The organism is Bradyrhizobium sp. USDA 4461 (assembly GCF_054055655.1).
The window spans coordinates 5,064,058-5,079,428 of sequence record NZ_JBSRXM010000001.1; the positions used below are offsets into that span (position 1 = coordinate 5,064,058).

The following is a 15,371-nucleotide window of genomic DNA, read 5'->3' on the forward strand; positions in this document are numbered from 1 at the left end:
GGCTCGCTCCGCTCGCGCCTCAGGATGACGGTCCTGCCAGATCAGCCAGACGACGCCACGGTCTAAGACAGAGCAACCATGCAATCCTTCCTCAACATCTTCGACATCTACCTGCTGGAAGCCGTCATCAACGGCATCCTGCTTGGCGGCGTGCTGGCGCTGTTGGCGCTCGGGCTCAATTTGATCTTCGGCGTCATCGACGTCACCTGGATCTGCTACGCCGAGCTGGTGATGATCGGCATGTACGGCATGTATTACCTCGTGCAGGTGTTCCATTTGCCGTATTGGGCCGCCGCGCCGCTCGTCATCCTCTTGGTGGCGCTGTTAGGGGCCGCGCTGCATTTCCTGGTGATCGCGCCGCTCTTGACCGCGCCGCCGATCAACCAGCTGCTCGCCACCGGCGGCGTGCTGTTCATCCTGCAGAGCTTCGCCACCGTCGCCTTCGGCATCGACTTCCGCAATCTCGGCATCCGCCTGCCGGTGCTGGCGCTCGGCGAGATGAATTTCAGTTACGCGCGGCTGCTGTCGTTTGCAGCGGCGCTGGTCGGCATGATCGGCGTCTATCTGTTCCTGACCCGGACCTTCACCGGCACCGCGATCCGCGCCATCGCGCAGGATCGCCAGATCATGCCGCTGATGGGCGTCGACCCCAAGCGGATCTATCTCGTCACCTCGGCGATCGGCGGCGGCCTTGCCGGGCTCGCCGCCTGCCTGCTGGTGCTGCAATATGACGTGCATCCGTTCGTCGGCCTGTCGTTCGGTCCGATCACGTTCCTGATCTGCGTGCTCGGCGGCCTCGGCAATTTCATCGGCGGCTTCATCGCCGCCTTCGTGTTCGCCGAGATCATCTCGCTCGGCGGCCTGTTCTCCGATCTCGAATGGGGCTACGTGCTGGCGTTCGCCTTCTTCATCGTGATGATGTTCATCCGGCCCGCGGGCCTGCTCGCGAGGCGCTCGTGAACAGCAAGCTCGCCGGCTGGATCATCGCGCTGCTTGCGCTGGTCGCGCTGCCGTTCCTGCATCGCGATCCCTATCATCTGCACGTGCTGGTGCTGATCCTGATCTGGTCGTTCGCCTACACCTCGTGGTCGATCATGGGCCGCTTCGGCCTGGTCTCGCTCGGCCATGGCGGCTTCATGGGCATCGGCGCCTATGTCACCGCGCTCTTGTGGAACCACCTCGGCGTGTCGCCCTGGATCGGCATTCCCCTGAGCATGGCGACCGCAGGCGTGCTCGCGCTGATCGTGGCCTATCCGTGCTTCCGCTTCCGCATCACCGGGCATTATTTCGTGCTGGTGACGCTGGCGCTGTCCGGCATCGTGCTGCAGGTCATCACCGCGACTCGCGACTATACCGGCGGTTCGCTCGGCTATACGCCGCAGCGCGCACCGAGCGGCAAGAGCCTGTTCGCGCTGCAATTCGACGACAAGACCACCTGGTACCTGATCGCGCTCGCGGTCTGGGTTTTGGGCCTCGTGATCTGGCGCGCGATCGACCGCAGCATGATCCGCCACGCCATGGAGGCGATCTCGGAGGACGAGGACGCCGCAGCCGCGGCCGGCGTCAACGTCACCGCCGAGAAGCTCAAGATCACCCTGATCAGCGCGCTGATGACCGCGCTCGCCGGCGCGCTGTACTGCCAGTACCAGATGTTCATCTCGCCCGACACGGTGAGCGGCATCGCGGTCTCGCTGCAGATGGTATTCGCGGCGATCGTCGGCGGGGTCTATGTCGCTTTGGGGCCGACGGTCGGCGCCGTCATCACCATCGTGCTGGCCGAGGTGCTGCGGATCTCGTTCGGCACCAAGGCGGTCGGCTGGGACAATCTGGTCTACGGCATCTTGCTGGTGCTGTTCATCATCTTCCTGCCCAAGGGCATTCTTGGTAGCGTGATCGACCGGACCAAATCGCCACGCAAGCCGTCGAGAGGCCATGAGCAACAAACCGTCCCCATCGCTCGCCGATGAACTGAAGCCCTACGTCGCGCCGTTCCGCTTCGATGGATCGGGCGAATTCCACCTGAAGTCGTATCCGACCGCCGAGAAGGGCGGCATCGACAAGGACGCCGGCGGCAAGATCATCGAAGCCAACCGCAAGCGGCTCAGCGACTACCAGGAGAGGCTCTACGCCCAGGACCGCTGGTCGCTGCTCCTGATCTTCCAGGGCATGGACGCCGCCGGCAAGGACTCGGCGATCAAGAGCGTGTTCGAGGGCGTCAATCCGCAGGGCTGCGAGGTCTCCTCGTTCAAGCAGCCCTCGACCAGGGAACTCGACCACGACTATATGTGGCGCGCGATGATCGCGCTGCCGGAGCGCGGCCGCATCGGCATCTTCAACCGCTCCTATTACGAGGAATGCCTGGTGGTGCGCGTGCATGCCGACGTGCTCGGCAAGCAGAAGATTCCGAAGAAGTTGGTGACCAAGAATATCTGGCGCCAGCGCTTCGAGGACATCTCCGCGATCGAGCGCTATCTGTCGCGCAACGGCACCGTGATCCTGAAGTTCTTCCTGCATGTCTCCAAGGAGGAGCAGCGCCAGCGCTTCCTCGACCGGCTCGAGGAGCCGGCCAAGAACTGGAAGTTCTCCATGGCCGACATTTCCGAGCGGCAGCTGTGGGCCAAATACCAGGCGGCCTATCAGGACATGATCCACCACACCGCGACCGCGGACGCGCCGTGGCACATCGTGCCCGCCGATCACAAATGGTTCGCCCGCGTCGTGATCGGCTCGACCATCGTCAATGCGCTCGACAAGCTCGATCTGAAATTCCCCGAGGTCGACAAGGCCGACCTGAGCGAATTCAAGCGCGTCCGCGCAGCGCTGGAGGCGGAAGGCAAGGGCACGGCGGAGAAGAAGGCGTCGAAGAAGTAGTAGCGACCATGGTCTGCCGCTCGCGCTTCAATACGTGAGGTGCGCACAGCTATCAGGCTCCCTCCCCCCTTGCGGGGCAGGGAACCCGGCCGCTCTGGGTGCGTCCCTTACGCGCTACCCCTTGCGCGACGGCATCCAGGCCGACAGCAGATAGAAGCCGATCGCGACGAGCAGGAGGTAGCGGAAGCCGAGCAAAGTCGAACACGACTCGGCGAGGCCGCCGATCACGGATCCCGCGATGTTGGATCCGAACGCCTGATCGGGATTGGCTTCGTCGCGGAAACTGCGGGCGAAGATCACGCCGGCGAAGAACATCGGGCCGAGCGCCAGCGCGCACGGGATCACGTAGCGCCAGACGATGCCGCCGCTGAGGAAGGTGTCGAGCGGCACCAGCACCGAGACGGCCAGCAGCAGCAACAGCCCGGCATAGTGCAGCGCCAGCCGGGTCGACGGCACCTTGATCACATAGAGATTGGCCGCGAGGATCAGCACGAGCGCGGTGAAGAACACCGCCGAGTTGACCAGCCATGTGCTGCCGAACAGCAGCGCCATCTGCACCACTGCCTTGGTTTCCAGCAGCATGAAGGCGGCACCGAGGAAGAACATCCGGCTGTTGGGCCGCCAGGCGCCCTTCGGCTTGAACAGATAGACGAGACCAAGCCCGAGCACGCCGAGCAGGATCATCGAGCGGATGGTCAGGTCGGGGATCAGCCGCCCGCTGACATAGAGGAACGGCCAGTCGTCGCTGGTCGATTGCTTGGCGCCCTCATTGTCGACCACGAGCTTTGCCGGCGCCAGCGGCACCCAGTCGCCATGCGTGGCGGCTGCCTTGTCCTTTGCCTTGTCCTGCGGCTTGTCGAAGCCGTCGATTGCCAGGTTCTCCGGTGGCACGCTGTTCAGCCAGAACGGGCCTCGGTCGCGGAACGCGGTGGAGATGCGCGGATTGCAGCCCGCGATGATGGTCGTGAAGCCGACCGCCTCCGACGAGGTCAGCGCTTCCTTGTAGGGCAGCGGCAGCACCAGCGGTTCGCAGCCGAACACCTGCTTGGCCATTGCGGCCACGCGTTGCACGATCCAGCCCTGACGATAGTAGTTGTACATCACGAAGATGCCGTCCTGCTTCAGCACGCGGCGGACGTCCTGGAATGCCTGCTCCGTGAACAAATAGCTTTCCAGGCGGATGTTGGCGTAGCCGCTGTGCAGGATCAGCGAGTCGACCAGCGCGTAGATGACGAGATCGTATTTGCGGTCGGTGGTGCGCAGGAAATGCCGGCCGTCGTCGAGATGCGGCACCACCCGCGGGTCCTGGTAGGGCTTGTCGGGATGGTTGTGGATGCCGATGTTCTGGATCACCGGATCGATCTCGACCGCGTCGATGCGCTCGACGCCGAAATGCAAGGCGTGCGCCAGGTCGTTGCCGGAGCCGGCGCCGATCACCATGACATCCTTGAACGGCGCGCCGCCGCTGTGCTTTTGCAGCAGGTGAATCAGCGAATAGGACGCGCCGCGTTCGGCGAACGGAATCATCTCCTGATGGCCGATGTTGTTGACGGTGATGATGTCGTTTGATTTGTTCCAGTCGACCGCATAGTACGGCGACCAGCGGAATTGATGGACGTCGGAATCGTCGACGCCGGTGTAAAGCCCGGTAAAGGCCAGCACGATGACGAGCGTCGCGAAACGCATGATCGACAGGCCCTTGTCCTGATAGAGCAGGTAGGCGATCCCGCCGAAGCTGACCAGGAACCAGACCACCGGCGGCGCCTGCGCGAACGACAGCAGCGAGAATCCGACGATGCCGGCGAGGCTGCCGCCGATATTCAGGGAGTAGCCGCCGACGCGGTCGGGATAGGCGTCAAAGGCGCGGCCCAGCGTCTGGCCGAGGCCGACGAACATCAGCGCGATCAGGACGAAGAACAGCCCGGCAATCGCCTCGATCGGCACGACGAATTGGGCAAGATCGGGCTTGCGCGCCTCGGTGCCGAAAAACACCTCCTGCGGCGAAGCCTGGTGACCGACATCGATCGCGAGCCCGCCCCAGTTGGAATACGTCACCATGATCAAGAAGACCGCGGCAAATGTCAGCAGCACGAGGCCCGGAAACAGCGCAAGCCAGTTGGTGCTGCGACGCGCGGCAAGGCAGCCGCAGGACATGCCGAGAAAGGACGCGAGCAGGACGACGTTGGTGAAGAACTGAAGGAAAACGACCTTGGCCGAAAACCAGCGGATGCAGGCCAGTTCGAGGAACAGGATCAGGAATCCGACGAGGAAGAGATTGAAGCCGGCTTGTCGCTGATTGAGCCCTTCGGCCATTTTCGTCGCAGGCATGATCCCCATATCTCCTTAACCATCATCGCTGAAGCGACGGCAGACTAGATTCAACCTGTTGAGCAAAGATTGATTTGTCCGGGCGCACGCGCCTTGGTTGTCGGTGGCGGCGGCACGAATGGGGCCATGGTGTATGACAGGTTTCGCTGCACGCGTGCCACGCAGCTTTGTCCGGTATCGACGGCCGATGGGGAGCCACCGGGTTAGGTGAGGAGAGCACCCCTCGGCGGCTCCCTAACCCTGCCCCGCAACGGGGGAAGGAACCCTTTCGTCGTGCGCCCCTCACGAGAGTGCTGGCGCGGGCGCGCCAGAGTCTTGGTGTTTGCCTTGGCGTCAGTCTTGGCGTTAGTCTTGGCGTTGCGCGGCAGCCTTTACGCCACAGCTTCTCCGAACACCATCTGCCAGCCCTTGCGGGTATCCATGTATTCCCGCACCTGCTTGATGCGGCCGTCCTGGACCACGAACACCAAGCAGTAGTCGTTATCGTAGGCGCGGCCGCCCGGCAGCGTCGCGCGCATGCGCTCCTCGACGATCACGCTGTTGCCGTCGGCGTGAACCGCGCGGAAGGTGATGTCGATCTCGGAGAACAGGCGGTGCATCTCGGTCGAGATGAAGCGGGCGATCGCATCCGCGCCAACCATGTGATCGGTATGATCGAGCGCGACCGCGGTGGCGTTGCGCCCCGGTGCGATCCATTCGGCGTCCGGCGCGAACAATGCGGCGATCTGGCCGGGGTCGCGGGTCCTGAAGGTCTGCCAGGCGTTGAGGACGATGTCCTTTGCAGTCGGGCTGGTCATTGCGATGTCTCCGGGGGATGGATGCAGGGTTGATCGATCGGCTCGATCTAGGTCAGCGCGGCGCGACGTGCTGGCCGGAATCGGACCTCATCACCGCCGGCCACTTTTCCTCATCGTATGATGCGCTAGTGTCCGGTCATGCTCAGCTTCGAGGTCTGCAACGCGGCGCGGCTGCGGCGCGACGCGCGCTATGACGGTCGCTTCTTCACCGCGGTGAAGACCACGCGGATCTATTGCCGCCCGGTCTGTCCGGTGAAGCATCCGCTGCCGCGCAACGTCACCTACTACCCGACCGCCGCCGCGGCCGAGGCGGCGGGCTATCGGCCATGCCTGCGCTGCCGTCCCGAAACCGCGCCATTCTGCCCGGCCTGGAACGGCACCCGTTCCACGGTTGCGCGCGCGCTGAAACTGATCGACGGCGGCGCGCTCGAGCGCGGTTCGGTCGCCGCATTGGCCGACCGGCTCGGCATCACCGCGCGCCATCTGGCGCGGCTGTTCGCGCGCCATGTCGGCGCCAGCCCGCAGCAGGTCGCGGCCACCCGCCGGGTGCAGCGCGCCAAGCGCCTGATCGATACCACCGACGAGGCGATGACCGAGATCGCCTTCCGCGCCGGCTTCGGCAGCGTCCGCCGTTTCAACGCCGCCTTCGCGACTCTCTATGGCCGCTCGCCGTCGAGCCTGCGCGCGAGCTCGCGCGGACGCAGGTGAGGGGGAGCAGTCGTAAGCCGCGTCGTCACTCGCGTAAGGTGAGCACGCCACTCAGGGGGAGGGAACCCATCTGCCGGTGCGTCCGTCACGCGCAGCGACGTCCAATCACCTCCGCCGGCTGCATATAGGTCAACCCCGCTGTCCCTCTTTACCCATTGCGGCGGCTTGCCATAATCGTCTAGAACGGCGGCGCTCAAGCGCTCCCGGCAACCAACCGTCAATGGTTTTGGCCGAGGATTTTGGCGCTCAACAGGGTCCGGCAATGCTGATTCGCGGCCAAATTGATGGGATTTCGAGGGAGGTGGCCAAGGCTACCGCCACGATCCCGGCCGGAACGCCCACCCTGCTTATTGGCGGCCTGCTTCTTACCTGCCCCTGAGGGCCGGCTGGGCGTCTGCGCCTGGGCACTCAGGGGTTTGTACGAGATCACCGGACCCTGATCATCGCCCAACCAATCGCTCGAAGCAGCAAATGACGGGCGCAAAAGCTCAAAGGAATTTCTGACATGGCCACCGCTGATAAGTCCGAGAAGGACCGCGTCATCATTTTCGACACCACCTTGCGCGACGGCGAGCAGTGCCCCGGCGCCACCATGACCTTCGAGGAGAAGCTCGAGGTCGCCGAGCTCCTGGATGATATGGGTGTCGACGTCATCGAGGCCGGCTTCCCGATCACCTCGGAAGGCGACTTCCAGGCGGTCAGCGAGATCGCCCGCCGCTCCAAGAACTCGGTGATCGCGGGCCTGTCCCGCGCCCATCCGGCCGACATCGATCGTTGCGCCGAAGCCGTCAAGTTCGCCCGCCGCGGCCGCGTCCACACCGTGATCGCGACCTCGCCGCTGCACATGCGGGTGAAGTTGAACAAGACCCCGGAGGAGGTCATCGAGACCTCGGTCGCGATGGTCGCCCGCGCCCGCAACCAGATCGACGACGTCGAATGGTCGGCCGAGGACGGCACCCGCAGCGAGATGGACTATCTGTGCCGGATCGTCGAAGCCGTCATCAAGGCCGGCGCCACCACGGTGAACATCCCTGACACGGTCGGCTACACCGTGCCGGAGGAATACACCCACTTCATGCGGACCCTGATCGAGCGGGTGCCGAACTCCGACAAGGCGATCTTCTCGGTGCACTGCCACAACGACCTCGGCATGGCGGTCGCCAACTCGCTGGCCGGCATCGTCGGCGGCGCGCGCCAGGTCGAGTGCACCGTCAACGGCATCGGCGAGCGCGCCGGCAATGCCGCGCTGGAAGAGATCGTGATGGCGATCAATGTGCGCAACGACAAGTTTCCGTACTGGAACAAGATCGACACCACGCAGCTGACCCGCGCCTCGAAGGTGGTGTCGGCCGCCACCTCGTTCCCGGTGCAGTACAACAAGGCGATCGTCGGCCGCAATGCGTTCGCCCATGAGAGCGGCATCCATCAGGACGGCGTGCTGAAGGACGCCTCGACCTACGAGATCATGCGGCCCGAGATGGTCGGGTTGAAGCAGTCGTCGCTGGTGCTCGGCAAGCATTCCGGCCGCCATGCCTTCATCCACAAGCTGGAGGAGATGGGCTACAAGCTCGGCGCCAACCAGCTGGAGGATGCCTTCACGCGGATGAAGGCGCTGGCCGACCGCAAGAAGGACATCTACGACGAGGACATCGAGGCGCTGGTCGATCAGGAGATGGCGGCCGCGCACGACCGCATCAAGCTGGCCTCGCTGACCGTGATCGCCGGCACCCATGGCCCGCAGCGCGCGACCATGAAGCTCGACGTCGATGGCCAGATCAAGATCGAGGAAGCCGAGGGCAACGGTCCGGTCGACGCCGTGTTCAACTGCATCAAGCGCCTGGTGCCGCACGAGGCCAAGCTCGAACTGTACCAGGTCCACGCGGTGACCGAAGGCACCGACGCGCAGGCCGAGGTCTCGGTGCGTCTCGCCCATGAAGGCCGTTCGATGACCGCGCGCGCCGCCGATCCGGACACGCTGGTCGCCTCCGCCAAGGCCTATCTCGGCGCCCTGAACAAGATCGTGATGAAGCGCCAGCGCGACGACGTCCCGGCCAAGGCCGCGGGCTGACGGTTCGCTGGATCACGCATTCGGAAACGCGGCGCCCCGGCGCCGCGTTTTTGTTTGAGGGCGTGCATCTTTCGAACCCGTCATCCTGAGGAGCGCGCAGCGCGTCTCGAAGGATGCACGGCCCAGCTCGTGGCCGTCGATGCTTCGAGACGGCCGCTTCGCGGCCTCCTCAGCATGACGGTGATAGATGGAGCGCGCTGATCGGGATTCCGTCATCCTGAGGAGCCGCGAAGCGGCGTCTCGAAGGATGCACGGCCGCGCTGCTTCAGTGCGTGACGGTCGCCTCGCGGACAGAACCGGGCCGTCGCCCTTCGAGGCTCGCTCCGCTCGCACCTCCAGCGACAAAGGCGACGCCTTTGCGCGGGGGTGACGGTGAGGGATTGTGTGCTGGCTATCGCTGCCGTCATTGCGAGTGGAGCGAAGCAATCCATCTCTCCGATCGCCGAGGCGCCGATGGCTTCGTCGCTTCGCTCATACCTCACAACGATGGCCATGGGGCAGGTCGGTTTGCAATAAAATCCGGTCTTATGCGTCATCGTTGGAATCCTATCCCAACAATTCCTCCGATCCCGCACTGCTTTGGAATCTTCCGCGGCATCCCCGGCGCTAACCTGCGCTGATCCCCGGGGACACCGCCCATGCCGATCTCCTCCGTCGCCGTCGACCTTCCACGCCCCGCCACGCCGGCTGAGACCGCGCTCACCCGCCGCGTCGACCTTACGACGCTTCGCCTGTTCGTCGCGGTCTGCGACGAGCAGAACCTGACCCGCGCGGCGCTGCGCCAGGGCATCGCGGCCTCTGCCGTCTCGAAGCGGATGAACGATTTCGAGCTGGCATTCGGCGTCACGCTGTTCAAGCGGCTCGCCAAGGGCATGGCGCTGACGCCGGCCGGCGAGGCGCTGCTGCATCACGCCCGGGTCACGCTGCTCAATGTCGAGAAGATCGCGGTCGAGCTGTCGGAATATTCGCAAGGCGTGCGCGGCCATGTCCGCATGCTCGCCAATCTTTCGGCGATCGTGCAGTATTTGCCCGAGGATCTCTCGGCTTTCTTCGCAGCGCATGAATTGCTGCGCGTCGATCTGCAGGAGCGGCCGAGCGGGCAGGTGGTGCGCGGCATCGAGGAGGGCGCGGCCGAACTCGGCATCTGCTCGGCCGAGGCCGACAGCCGCGCGCTCGAGGTTTTCCACTATCGCTACGACAATCTGGTGGTCGTGATGCGTCCGGACCACCCGCTGGCAGGCCGCGACACATTGCTGTTCACCGAGACGCTCGATTTCGACCAGATCGGCCTGCACACCGCCAGCTCGATCTATCTGCGCTCGCAATATGCAGCGACGCAGGCCGGCAAGACCATGCGGTTGCGCATCAATGTGCCCGGCTTCGATGCGGTCTGCCGCATGGTGCAGGCCAATATGGGGCTCGGCCTGATCCCCGATCGTGCCTTCCAGGTCATCGGCGCCGGCATGGGCCTTCGCGCGATCCCGCTGCGCGACGACTGGGGTCGGCGCGAGCTGAAGATCGTGGTCCGCGATGCCGCGCATCTGTCCGCAACCAGCCGTCTGATGCTGGACTATCTGCGCACGATCGAAACGGATCGGGGCGAGCGCCTTGGCGGGCGAGCCAGCTAGCACTTGCTCTCCTGCAAGCCCGCGCGCGGCAAGATTTCCACAACGTGAACACGTGTGCGGCGATCTGTCACAAGGGTGTTGCGATCGGCCCCGTATGACGAACCCATTCCGATTTTCAAGAATGGGGGGCTCATGTTCAAATCGATCGCCACGTCGCAAACCACCCACCGCGTCATTGTCCGGCGCCTGATCGCCGGGACGGCGCTCTCACCGCTGCTGTTTGCGGTCCATCCGGCGCTCGCGCAGACCGTCGGCAATCCGCATGAATTGCTGGTCAGCACCGCGGTCTATGCCGGCAAGCCGTCGACCGTCGTCGTGGGCCAAACCCTGCCGACCGGCGCGAAGGCGGTGGCCGACGGCGGCTATCCGGAGGTCTTCAACAACGTGTCCGTCGATTCGAACTTCGGCGTGACGGCGCCGGTGGTGATCAAGAAATTCCATCTGGAAGGCCACAGGCTTCGCGAAATCGGTGCGCTGAGCGTTCCGGCGGATGTGGCGGTGACGAGCTTCAGCTCGAAGTCGGAATTGTCGCTGCATTTGTCGCCCGACGGCAAGGCCGTGACGTTCATGGGCTATGACGCCGCGGTGAATCAGCTCGACATCTCCAACTCCAATTCGCCGAACCATGTCGATCCCACCAATCCGGACACCGGCGTGCATGCCCGCGTGGTGGCGGAGCTCGATTTCGACGGCTCGCTGCACCGGACCAAGGTGAACGTCTACAGCGGCGACAATGGCCGCGGCGCGATCCGCGCCAACAAGGTCAATGGCACCCAGGCCGACCAGTACTTCACGGTCGGCAATGCCGGCAACGGCAGCGGCATCCAGCCGGTGCTCGTCGTCAACGATACCGGCGTGCAGCTCGCGACGCCCGGTGTCGATGGGTCCGACACCGTGGTTGGCGTGCAGCAGGGAACGCCCGGCAGCAAGAACGGCTTCCAGTTCGGCTTCTCGGTTGCCCAGCTCGGCTTTGCGGTCGACAAATCCGGCAAGGACAACAATTTCCGCAGCCTCGCGATCTCCGGCAACACGCTCTACGTGACCAAGGGCAGCGGCAGCAACGGTATCAACACGGTCTATCAGGTCGGCCAGGCCGGCGTGCTGCCGACCCGCGATACCGCCGCGTCAACCACGTTCAGCATTCTTCCGGGCTTCCCGAACAATCCCGCGGCGAACTCCGGCGCCAACGGCTTCTATCCGTTCGGCATCTGGTTCGCCAATGCGACGACGCTCTATGTCGCCCAGGAAGGCGACGGCGTTCTGGCGGACGCGGCCACGTCGACGACCGCGGGCTTGCAGAAATGGGTCTATGCCAATGGCAGCTGGAGCCTCGCCTACACGCTGCAGAGGGGCTTGAGCCTCGGTGCGACCTATCACGTGAACGGATATCCGACCGATCCGGCGACCGGCGGCCTGCGCAACATCACCGGCCGCCTCAATCGCGACGGCACCGCGACGATCTTCGCGGTGACGTCGACGGTGGGCACTTCGGTCGAGCCCGGCGCCGATCCGAATTCGGTGGTCGCGATCACCGACAAGGTCGCGGCAACGCAGCTTCCCGCGTATGAAGCCTTCGACGTCGTCGCGGCGCCCGCATTCGGAATGGTCTACCGCGGCGTCTCGTTCGCGCCGGTCAATTGCGATGGCGACCACGGCCACATCAAGGACAATGGCCGTGGCCACGACAACGACCACGACGCGGACGACGTCTGCGGCCCGACCAGGATCGCCGCGGGGCATTGATTGACCGTGGAGCCCAGATCGGCTGCTCCGCTTGGACTTCGCCTGGATTAGTCTCGGCGCGATCGGCAGTTGCCGGTCGCGCCGAAGCGTTCAATGCGAACAGCCGCCTTAGCCGCCATCAAGTGCGGCGAGGCGGTCGGCTTCCGCGATGTCTTCCACGGTATTGGCATTGAAGAACGGGTCCAGCGGCTCGGTCGGCCATGCGACCGTCGCCAGCGGATAGCGCGCGGTCCAGCGGTCGATCTTGCGAATATCCTCCTCGACGAGCGCGTGGCGCAATTCGTTCCGCAGGCGCACGCTCCAGAGGCCGATCACCGGATGGGTCTGCCCGCCGGATGATGCGACCGCGAGCTCGGCATCCTCGGCCGCGCGCGCCTGCTCCAGACGTGTAACGAGATCGCGCGGCAGAAACGGGCAGTCACCCGCCGCGCTCAGCACCCAGTTCGCATCCGGCCGGTTGGCGGCAGTCCAATCGAGCGCGGCCAGGATGCCGGCGAGGGGGCCGGGAAAATCGGCGACATCGTCGGCGACGACCGGAAGGCCGAACGCGGCGAACCGCGCGGGGTCGCCATTGGCGTTGATGATCAGCCCGCCGCATTGCGGGGCGAGGCGGTCGATCACCCGTTGCAGGATGGTGCGGCCGGCGATCACGCGCATCGGCTTGTCGCCGCCGCCCATCCGCCGCGCGAGCCCGCCGGCCAGCAGCACGCCCGGGATCTCAGTCATTGTCGGTCTCGCCCTTGCGCTTGTGACGCATCGATTCCTCTTCGACATAGTCGAGGTTCTGGTCGTAGACGATCCGCTCCTCACCCGACAGCGCGATGAAGCGCTTGCCGCGGGCGCGCCCGACCAGCGTCAATCCGACCTGCCGTGCCAGATCGACGCCCCATGCCGTGAAGCCGGAGCGGGAGACCAGGATCGGGATGCCCATCCGCACCGTCTTGATCACCATCTCCGAGGTGAGCCGGCCGGTGGTGTAGAGGATCTTGTCGGCCGGATCGACATTGTGGCGATAGATCCAGCCCGCGATCTTGTCGACGGCATTGTGCCGGCCGACATCCTCGGTGTAGCAGACCGGCGTCGCCTCCTTGCACAGCACGCAGCCGTGGATGGCGCCGGCTTCCAGATAGAGCGACGGCATCGTGTTGATGGTGTGCGTCATCCGGTAGAGCCAGGAGGTGCGCAGTTCGGCCTTCGGCAGCGCGACCTTCTCGACGGCTTCGAGCAGGTCGCCGAACGCCGTGCCCTGGGCGCAGCCCGAGGTCTGCGTGCGCTTCTTCAGCTTGGCCTCGAAATTGGTGTGGTGCGCGGTGCGCACCACGACGACCTCGAGATCGTCGTCATATTCGACCTCGGTGACGACGTCGTCGTATTTCAGCATGTTCTGGTTCAAGAGGTAGCCGAGCGCGAGGTATTCGGGATAGTCGTTGATCGTCATCATGGTGACGATCTCCTGCGCGTTGAGGTACAGCGTCAACGGCCGCTCCACCGGCACCTTGATCTCGGTCCGCGCGCCGGTCTGATCGACGCCGACCACGCGCTCGGTCAGGCGCGGGTCGTCCGGATCAGGAACGATGATGGGAGCGGTGGTCTTCTCGGTCACAGGTCGCAGTCCCGATGGGTTCACATGGTGGCGAAGCTGGGGATATAAGCACGGTCGGAGACCGACTGGCCACTCTCCGCCGGCTTGCCGGAACCGGCATTGTTGGTCCGGCTTGAAGGATAACGCCGCAGTTCGCGATCCGGGTCGAACAAATCCTGTCGATGGCCGAGGACTAAGATCATGGCGCAGCTTTCGGACGACTGCTTCGCATTCGGCGGACCGATGATGTCGGTCGACGAAAGCCGTCGCGATCATCGCTGCGCGCGTCAAGCCGGTTGGCGAGACGGAGACCGTTGCGCTGGTTGACGCCGACGGGCGCATCCTGGCCGGCGACATCGCCGCGCCGCTGCCGCTGCCGCCGTTCATGAATTCCGCCGTCGACGGTTACGCGGTATCCGGCGCCGATGTGCCGGCGAGCGGCGAGCGCGCGTTCCCGGTCGCCGGGCGGGTGCAGGCGGGCGCGCCGGCGGCGCCCGCACGGCGCGGCCAGGCGGTGCGGATCTTCACCGGAGCGCCGATGCCCGACGGCACCGACACCGTGTTCATGCAGGAAGACGTGCGGATCGACGATGCCGGCAACGTGATCCTGCCGTCCGGCCTGAAGACCGGCGCCAATGTGCGTCCGGCCGGCGAGGACATCGCACGCGGCCATGTCGCGTTGGCGGCGGGCCGGCGCCTGCGCCCGCAGGACATCGCCGTTGCTGCGGCGTTCGGGCTCACCACGCTCGATGTGGTGCGGCGGCTGCGCGTCGGGGTATTCTCCACCGGCGATGAGCTGGCGGCGCCCGGGAGCGTGCGCAGCGAGGCACAGCTGTTCGATTCCAACCGCTTCATGCTGATGGCGATGTTGCGGCGGCTCGGTTGCGAGGTCGGCGATCTCGGCATCCTGCGCGACGAGCGGGCCGAACTTGCCGATGCGCTGAAGCAGGTTGCGCGGCGTTACGACCTGATCCTGACCACCGGCGGGGTCTCGACCGGCGAAGAGGACCACGTCAAGGCCGGCATCGAACAGGCCGGCTCGCTGGTACTATGGCGGATGGCGATCAAGCCCGGCCGGCCTGTGGCGATGGGCATCATCGACGGCACGCCGCTGATCGGTCTGCCCGGCAATCCCGTGGCGAGCTTCGTGACCTTTGTGCACGTCGTGCGGCCGACCGTGCTGGCGCTGTCGGGCGCGGTGCCGACGCCGTTGCTGCCGATGCCGGTGCGGGCCGCCTTCAGCTACAAGAAGAAGAGCGGGCGGCGCGAATATGTTCGCGCCTCGCTGCGCCGGGCGGCGGACGGTGCGCTGGAGGCGACCAAGTTTCCCCGCGAGGGCGCCGGCCTGCTGTCGTCGCTGGTCGAGACCGATGGGCTGATCGAGCTCGGCGAGGCCGTCGTGCGGGTCGAGCCGGGCGATGCCGTCGGCTTTCTCGGCTACGCCGATCTGCTGTGAGCGGATCGCGCGATTTGAAATTCAGATCGCTCGATAGGTAAACATTAACAATGGCCTGCGCGGCAACCCGACGCTGCTAGAGGCGTTCTAAATCTGCTTGCCTGTGGCATGCCAGTGAATAGAGTTGGATTGAACCGACGCTGTCAGTGCAAAGCGGAGTTCCAAGACCCGGTTTCAAGACGCGGTTTCA

The 15,371-nt window shown here is 65.0% G+C and carries 12 protein-coding genes and 1 pseudogene; 8 read left to right on the forward strand and 5 right to left on the reverse strand.

All coding sequences use genetic code 11. The annotated features are described in order from the left end of the window. The first annotated feature begins 78 nt into the window (after nucleotides 1–78). Genes ACVINW_RS23365 through ACVINW_RS23375 form a run of 3 tightly spaced genes read left to right on the forward strand, consistent with a single transcriptional unit; the run spans nucleotide 79 to nucleotide 2,871 of the window. Nucleotides 79–960, forward strand: coding sequence for a branched-chain amino acid ABC transporter permease (locus tag ACVINW_RS23365; RefSeq protein ID WP_456753464.1), 882 nt, complete (start codon nucleotides 79–81; stop codon nucleotides 958–960). Beyond that, nucleotides 957–1,967: a branched-chain amino acid ABC transporter permease gene (locus tag ACVINW_RS23370; protein ID WP_456753465.1), complete on the forward strand. Its 1,011-nt coding sequence runs from the start codon at nucleotides 957–959 to the stop codon at nucleotides 1,965–1,967. The genes ACVINW_RS23365 and ACVINW_RS23370 overlap by 4 nt, the downstream gene beginning before the upstream one ends. Beyond that, nucleotides 1,933–2,871 (forward strand): polyphosphate kinase 2 family protein, encoded by a 939-nt coding sequence (locus ACVINW_RS23375; RefSeq protein ID WP_456753466.1) that lies wholly within the window; start codon nucleotides 1,933–1,935, stop codon nucleotides 2,869–2,871. Before ACVINW_RS23370 ends, ACVINW_RS23375 begins: the two co-directional genes overlap by 35 nt. A 114-nt stretch (nucleotides 2,872–2,985) precedes the next feature. Here the strand turns inward: ACVINW_RS23375 and ACVINW_RS23380 are convergent, their stop codons facing one another. Both ACVINW_RS23380 and ACVINW_RS23385 read right to left on the reverse strand, forming a co-directional pair. Further along, the gene (locus ACVINW_RS23380; protein WP_456753467.1) at nucleotides 2,986–5,199 is read right to left on the reverse strand and encodes a spermidine synthase; all 2,214 of its coding nucleotides are present in this window, start codon (nucleotides 5,197–5,199) and stop codon (nucleotides 2,986–2,988) included. A gap of 371 nt (nucleotides 5,200–5,570) precedes the next feature. Further along, on the reverse strand, nucleotides 5,571–5,996 hold the full coding sequence (locus ACVINW_RS23385) for a nuclear transport factor 2 family protein (protein ID WP_456753468.1): 426 nt from the start codon (nucleotides 5,994–5,996) through the stop codon (nucleotides 5,571–5,573). Between the two features lie 138 nt (nucleotides 5,997–6,134). On the opposite strand from ACVINW_RS23385, the gene ACVINW_RS23390 reads away from it, so the two are divergent. The 4 genes from ACVINW_RS23390 to ACVINW_RS23405 all read left to right on the forward strand — a co-directional run bounded on the left by ACVINW_RS23390 (nucleotide 6,135) and on the right by ACVINW_RS23405 (nucleotide 12,143). Next, the gene (locus tag ACVINW_RS23390) at nucleotides 6,135–6,704 is read left to right on the forward strand and encodes a bifunctional transcriptional activator/DNA repair enzyme AdaA (protein WP_456753469.1); all 570 of its coding nucleotides are present in this window, start codon (nucleotides 6,135–6,137) and stop codon (nucleotides 6,702–6,704) included. Between the two features lie 505 nt (nucleotides 6,705–7,209). After that, a complete protein-coding gene (locus tag ACVINW_RS23395) occupies nucleotides 7,210–8,772 on the forward strand; it encodes a 2-isopropylmalate synthase (RefSeq protein WP_456753470.1) in 1,563 nt (520 codons plus the stop codon). A gap of 638 nt (nucleotides 8,773–9,410) precedes the next feature. Further along, a complete protein-coding gene (locus tag ACVINW_RS23400; RefSeq protein ID WP_456753471.1) occupies nucleotides 9,411–10,400 on the forward strand; it encodes a LysR substrate-binding domain-containing protein in 990 nt (329 codons plus the stop codon). Nucleotides 10,401–10,532: 132 nt separating this feature from the next. After that, on the forward strand, nucleotides 10,533–12,143 hold the full coding sequence (locus ACVINW_RS23405; RefSeq protein ID WP_456753472.1) for a hypothetical protein: 1,611 nt from the start codon (nucleotides 10,533–10,535) through the stop codon (nucleotides 12,141–12,143). 108 nt (nucleotides 12,144–12,251) lie between these two features. Here the strand turns inward: ACVINW_RS23405 and mobA are convergent, their stop codons facing one another. From mobA to ACVINW_RS23420, 3 genes are read right to left on the reverse strand one after another with little or no spacing between them, the layout of a single operon-like run. Next, on the reverse strand, nucleotides 12,252–12,869 hold the full coding sequence (gene mobA / locus ACVINW_RS23410) for a molybdenum cofactor guanylyltransferase MobA (protein WP_456753473.1): 618 nt from the start codon (nucleotides 12,867–12,869) through the stop codon (nucleotides 12,252–12,254). Further along, nucleotides 12,862–13,746, reverse strand: a complete 885-nt coding sequence (locus ACVINW_RS23415) for a formate dehydrogenase accessory sulfurtransferase FdhD (protein ID WP_456753474.1) — start codon at nucleotides 13,744–13,746, stop codon at nucleotides 12,862–12,864. Before ACVINW_RS23415 ends, mobA begins: the two co-directional genes overlap by 8 nt. Nucleotides 13,747–13,766: 20 nt before the next feature. Continuing rightward, entirely contained in the window at nucleotides 13,767–13,928 is a 162-nt protein-coding gene (locus tag ACVINW_RS23420) for a hypothetical protein (RefSeq protein WP_456753475.1), read from the reverse strand. Here ACVINW_RS23420 and ACVINW_RS23425 point away from each other — a divergent pair. After that, nucleotides 13,927–15,181, forward strand: a pseudogene (locus ACVINW_RS23425) (molybdopterin molybdotransferase MoeA). The gene ACVINW_RS23420 and the pseudogene ACVINW_RS23425 overlap by 2 nt on opposite strands. Nucleotides 15,182–15,371 lie beyond the last annotated feature (190 nt).

Coding starts and splice junctions, on each gene's coding strand:
- ACVINW_RS23380 (WP_456753467.1), bottom strand. CDS start 5,199: ATGCCTGCGACGAAAATGGCCGAAGGGCTCAATCAGCGACAAGCCGGC.
- mobA (WP_456753473.1), bottom strand. CDS start 12,869: ATGACTGAGATCCCGGGCGTGCTGCTGGCCGGCGGGCTCGCGCGGCGG.
- ACVINW_RS23395 (WP_456753470.1), top strand. CDS start 7,210: ATGGCCACCGCTGATAAGTCCGAGAAGGACCGCGTCATCATTTTCGAC.
- ACVINW_RS23375 (WP_456753466.1), top strand. CDS start 1,933: ATGAGCAACAAACCGTCCCCATCGCTCGCCGATGAACTGAAGCCCTAC.
- ACVINW_RS23365 (WP_456753464.1), top strand. CDS start 79: ATGCAATCCTTCCTCAACATCTTCGACATCTACCTGCTGGAAGCCGTC.
- ACVINW_RS23405 (WP_456753472.1), top strand. CDS start 10,533: ATGTTCAAATCGATCGCCACGTCGCAAACCACCCACCGCGTCATTGTC.
- ACVINW_RS23390 (WP_456753469.1), top strand. CDS start 6,135: ATGCTCAGCTTCGAGGTCTGCAACGCGGCGCGGCTGCGGCGCGACGCG.
- ACVINW_RS23385 (WP_456753468.1), bottom strand. CDS start 5,996: ATGACCAGCCCGACTGCAAAGGACATCGTCCTCAACGCCTGGCAGACC.
- ACVINW_RS23420 (WP_456753475.1), bottom strand. CDS start 13,928: ATGATCTTAGTCCTCGGCCATCGACAGGATTTGTTCGACCCGGATCGC.
- ACVINW_RS23400 (WP_456753471.1), top strand. CDS start 9,411: ATGCCGATCTCCTCCGTCGCCGTCGACCTTCCACGCCCCGCCACGCCG.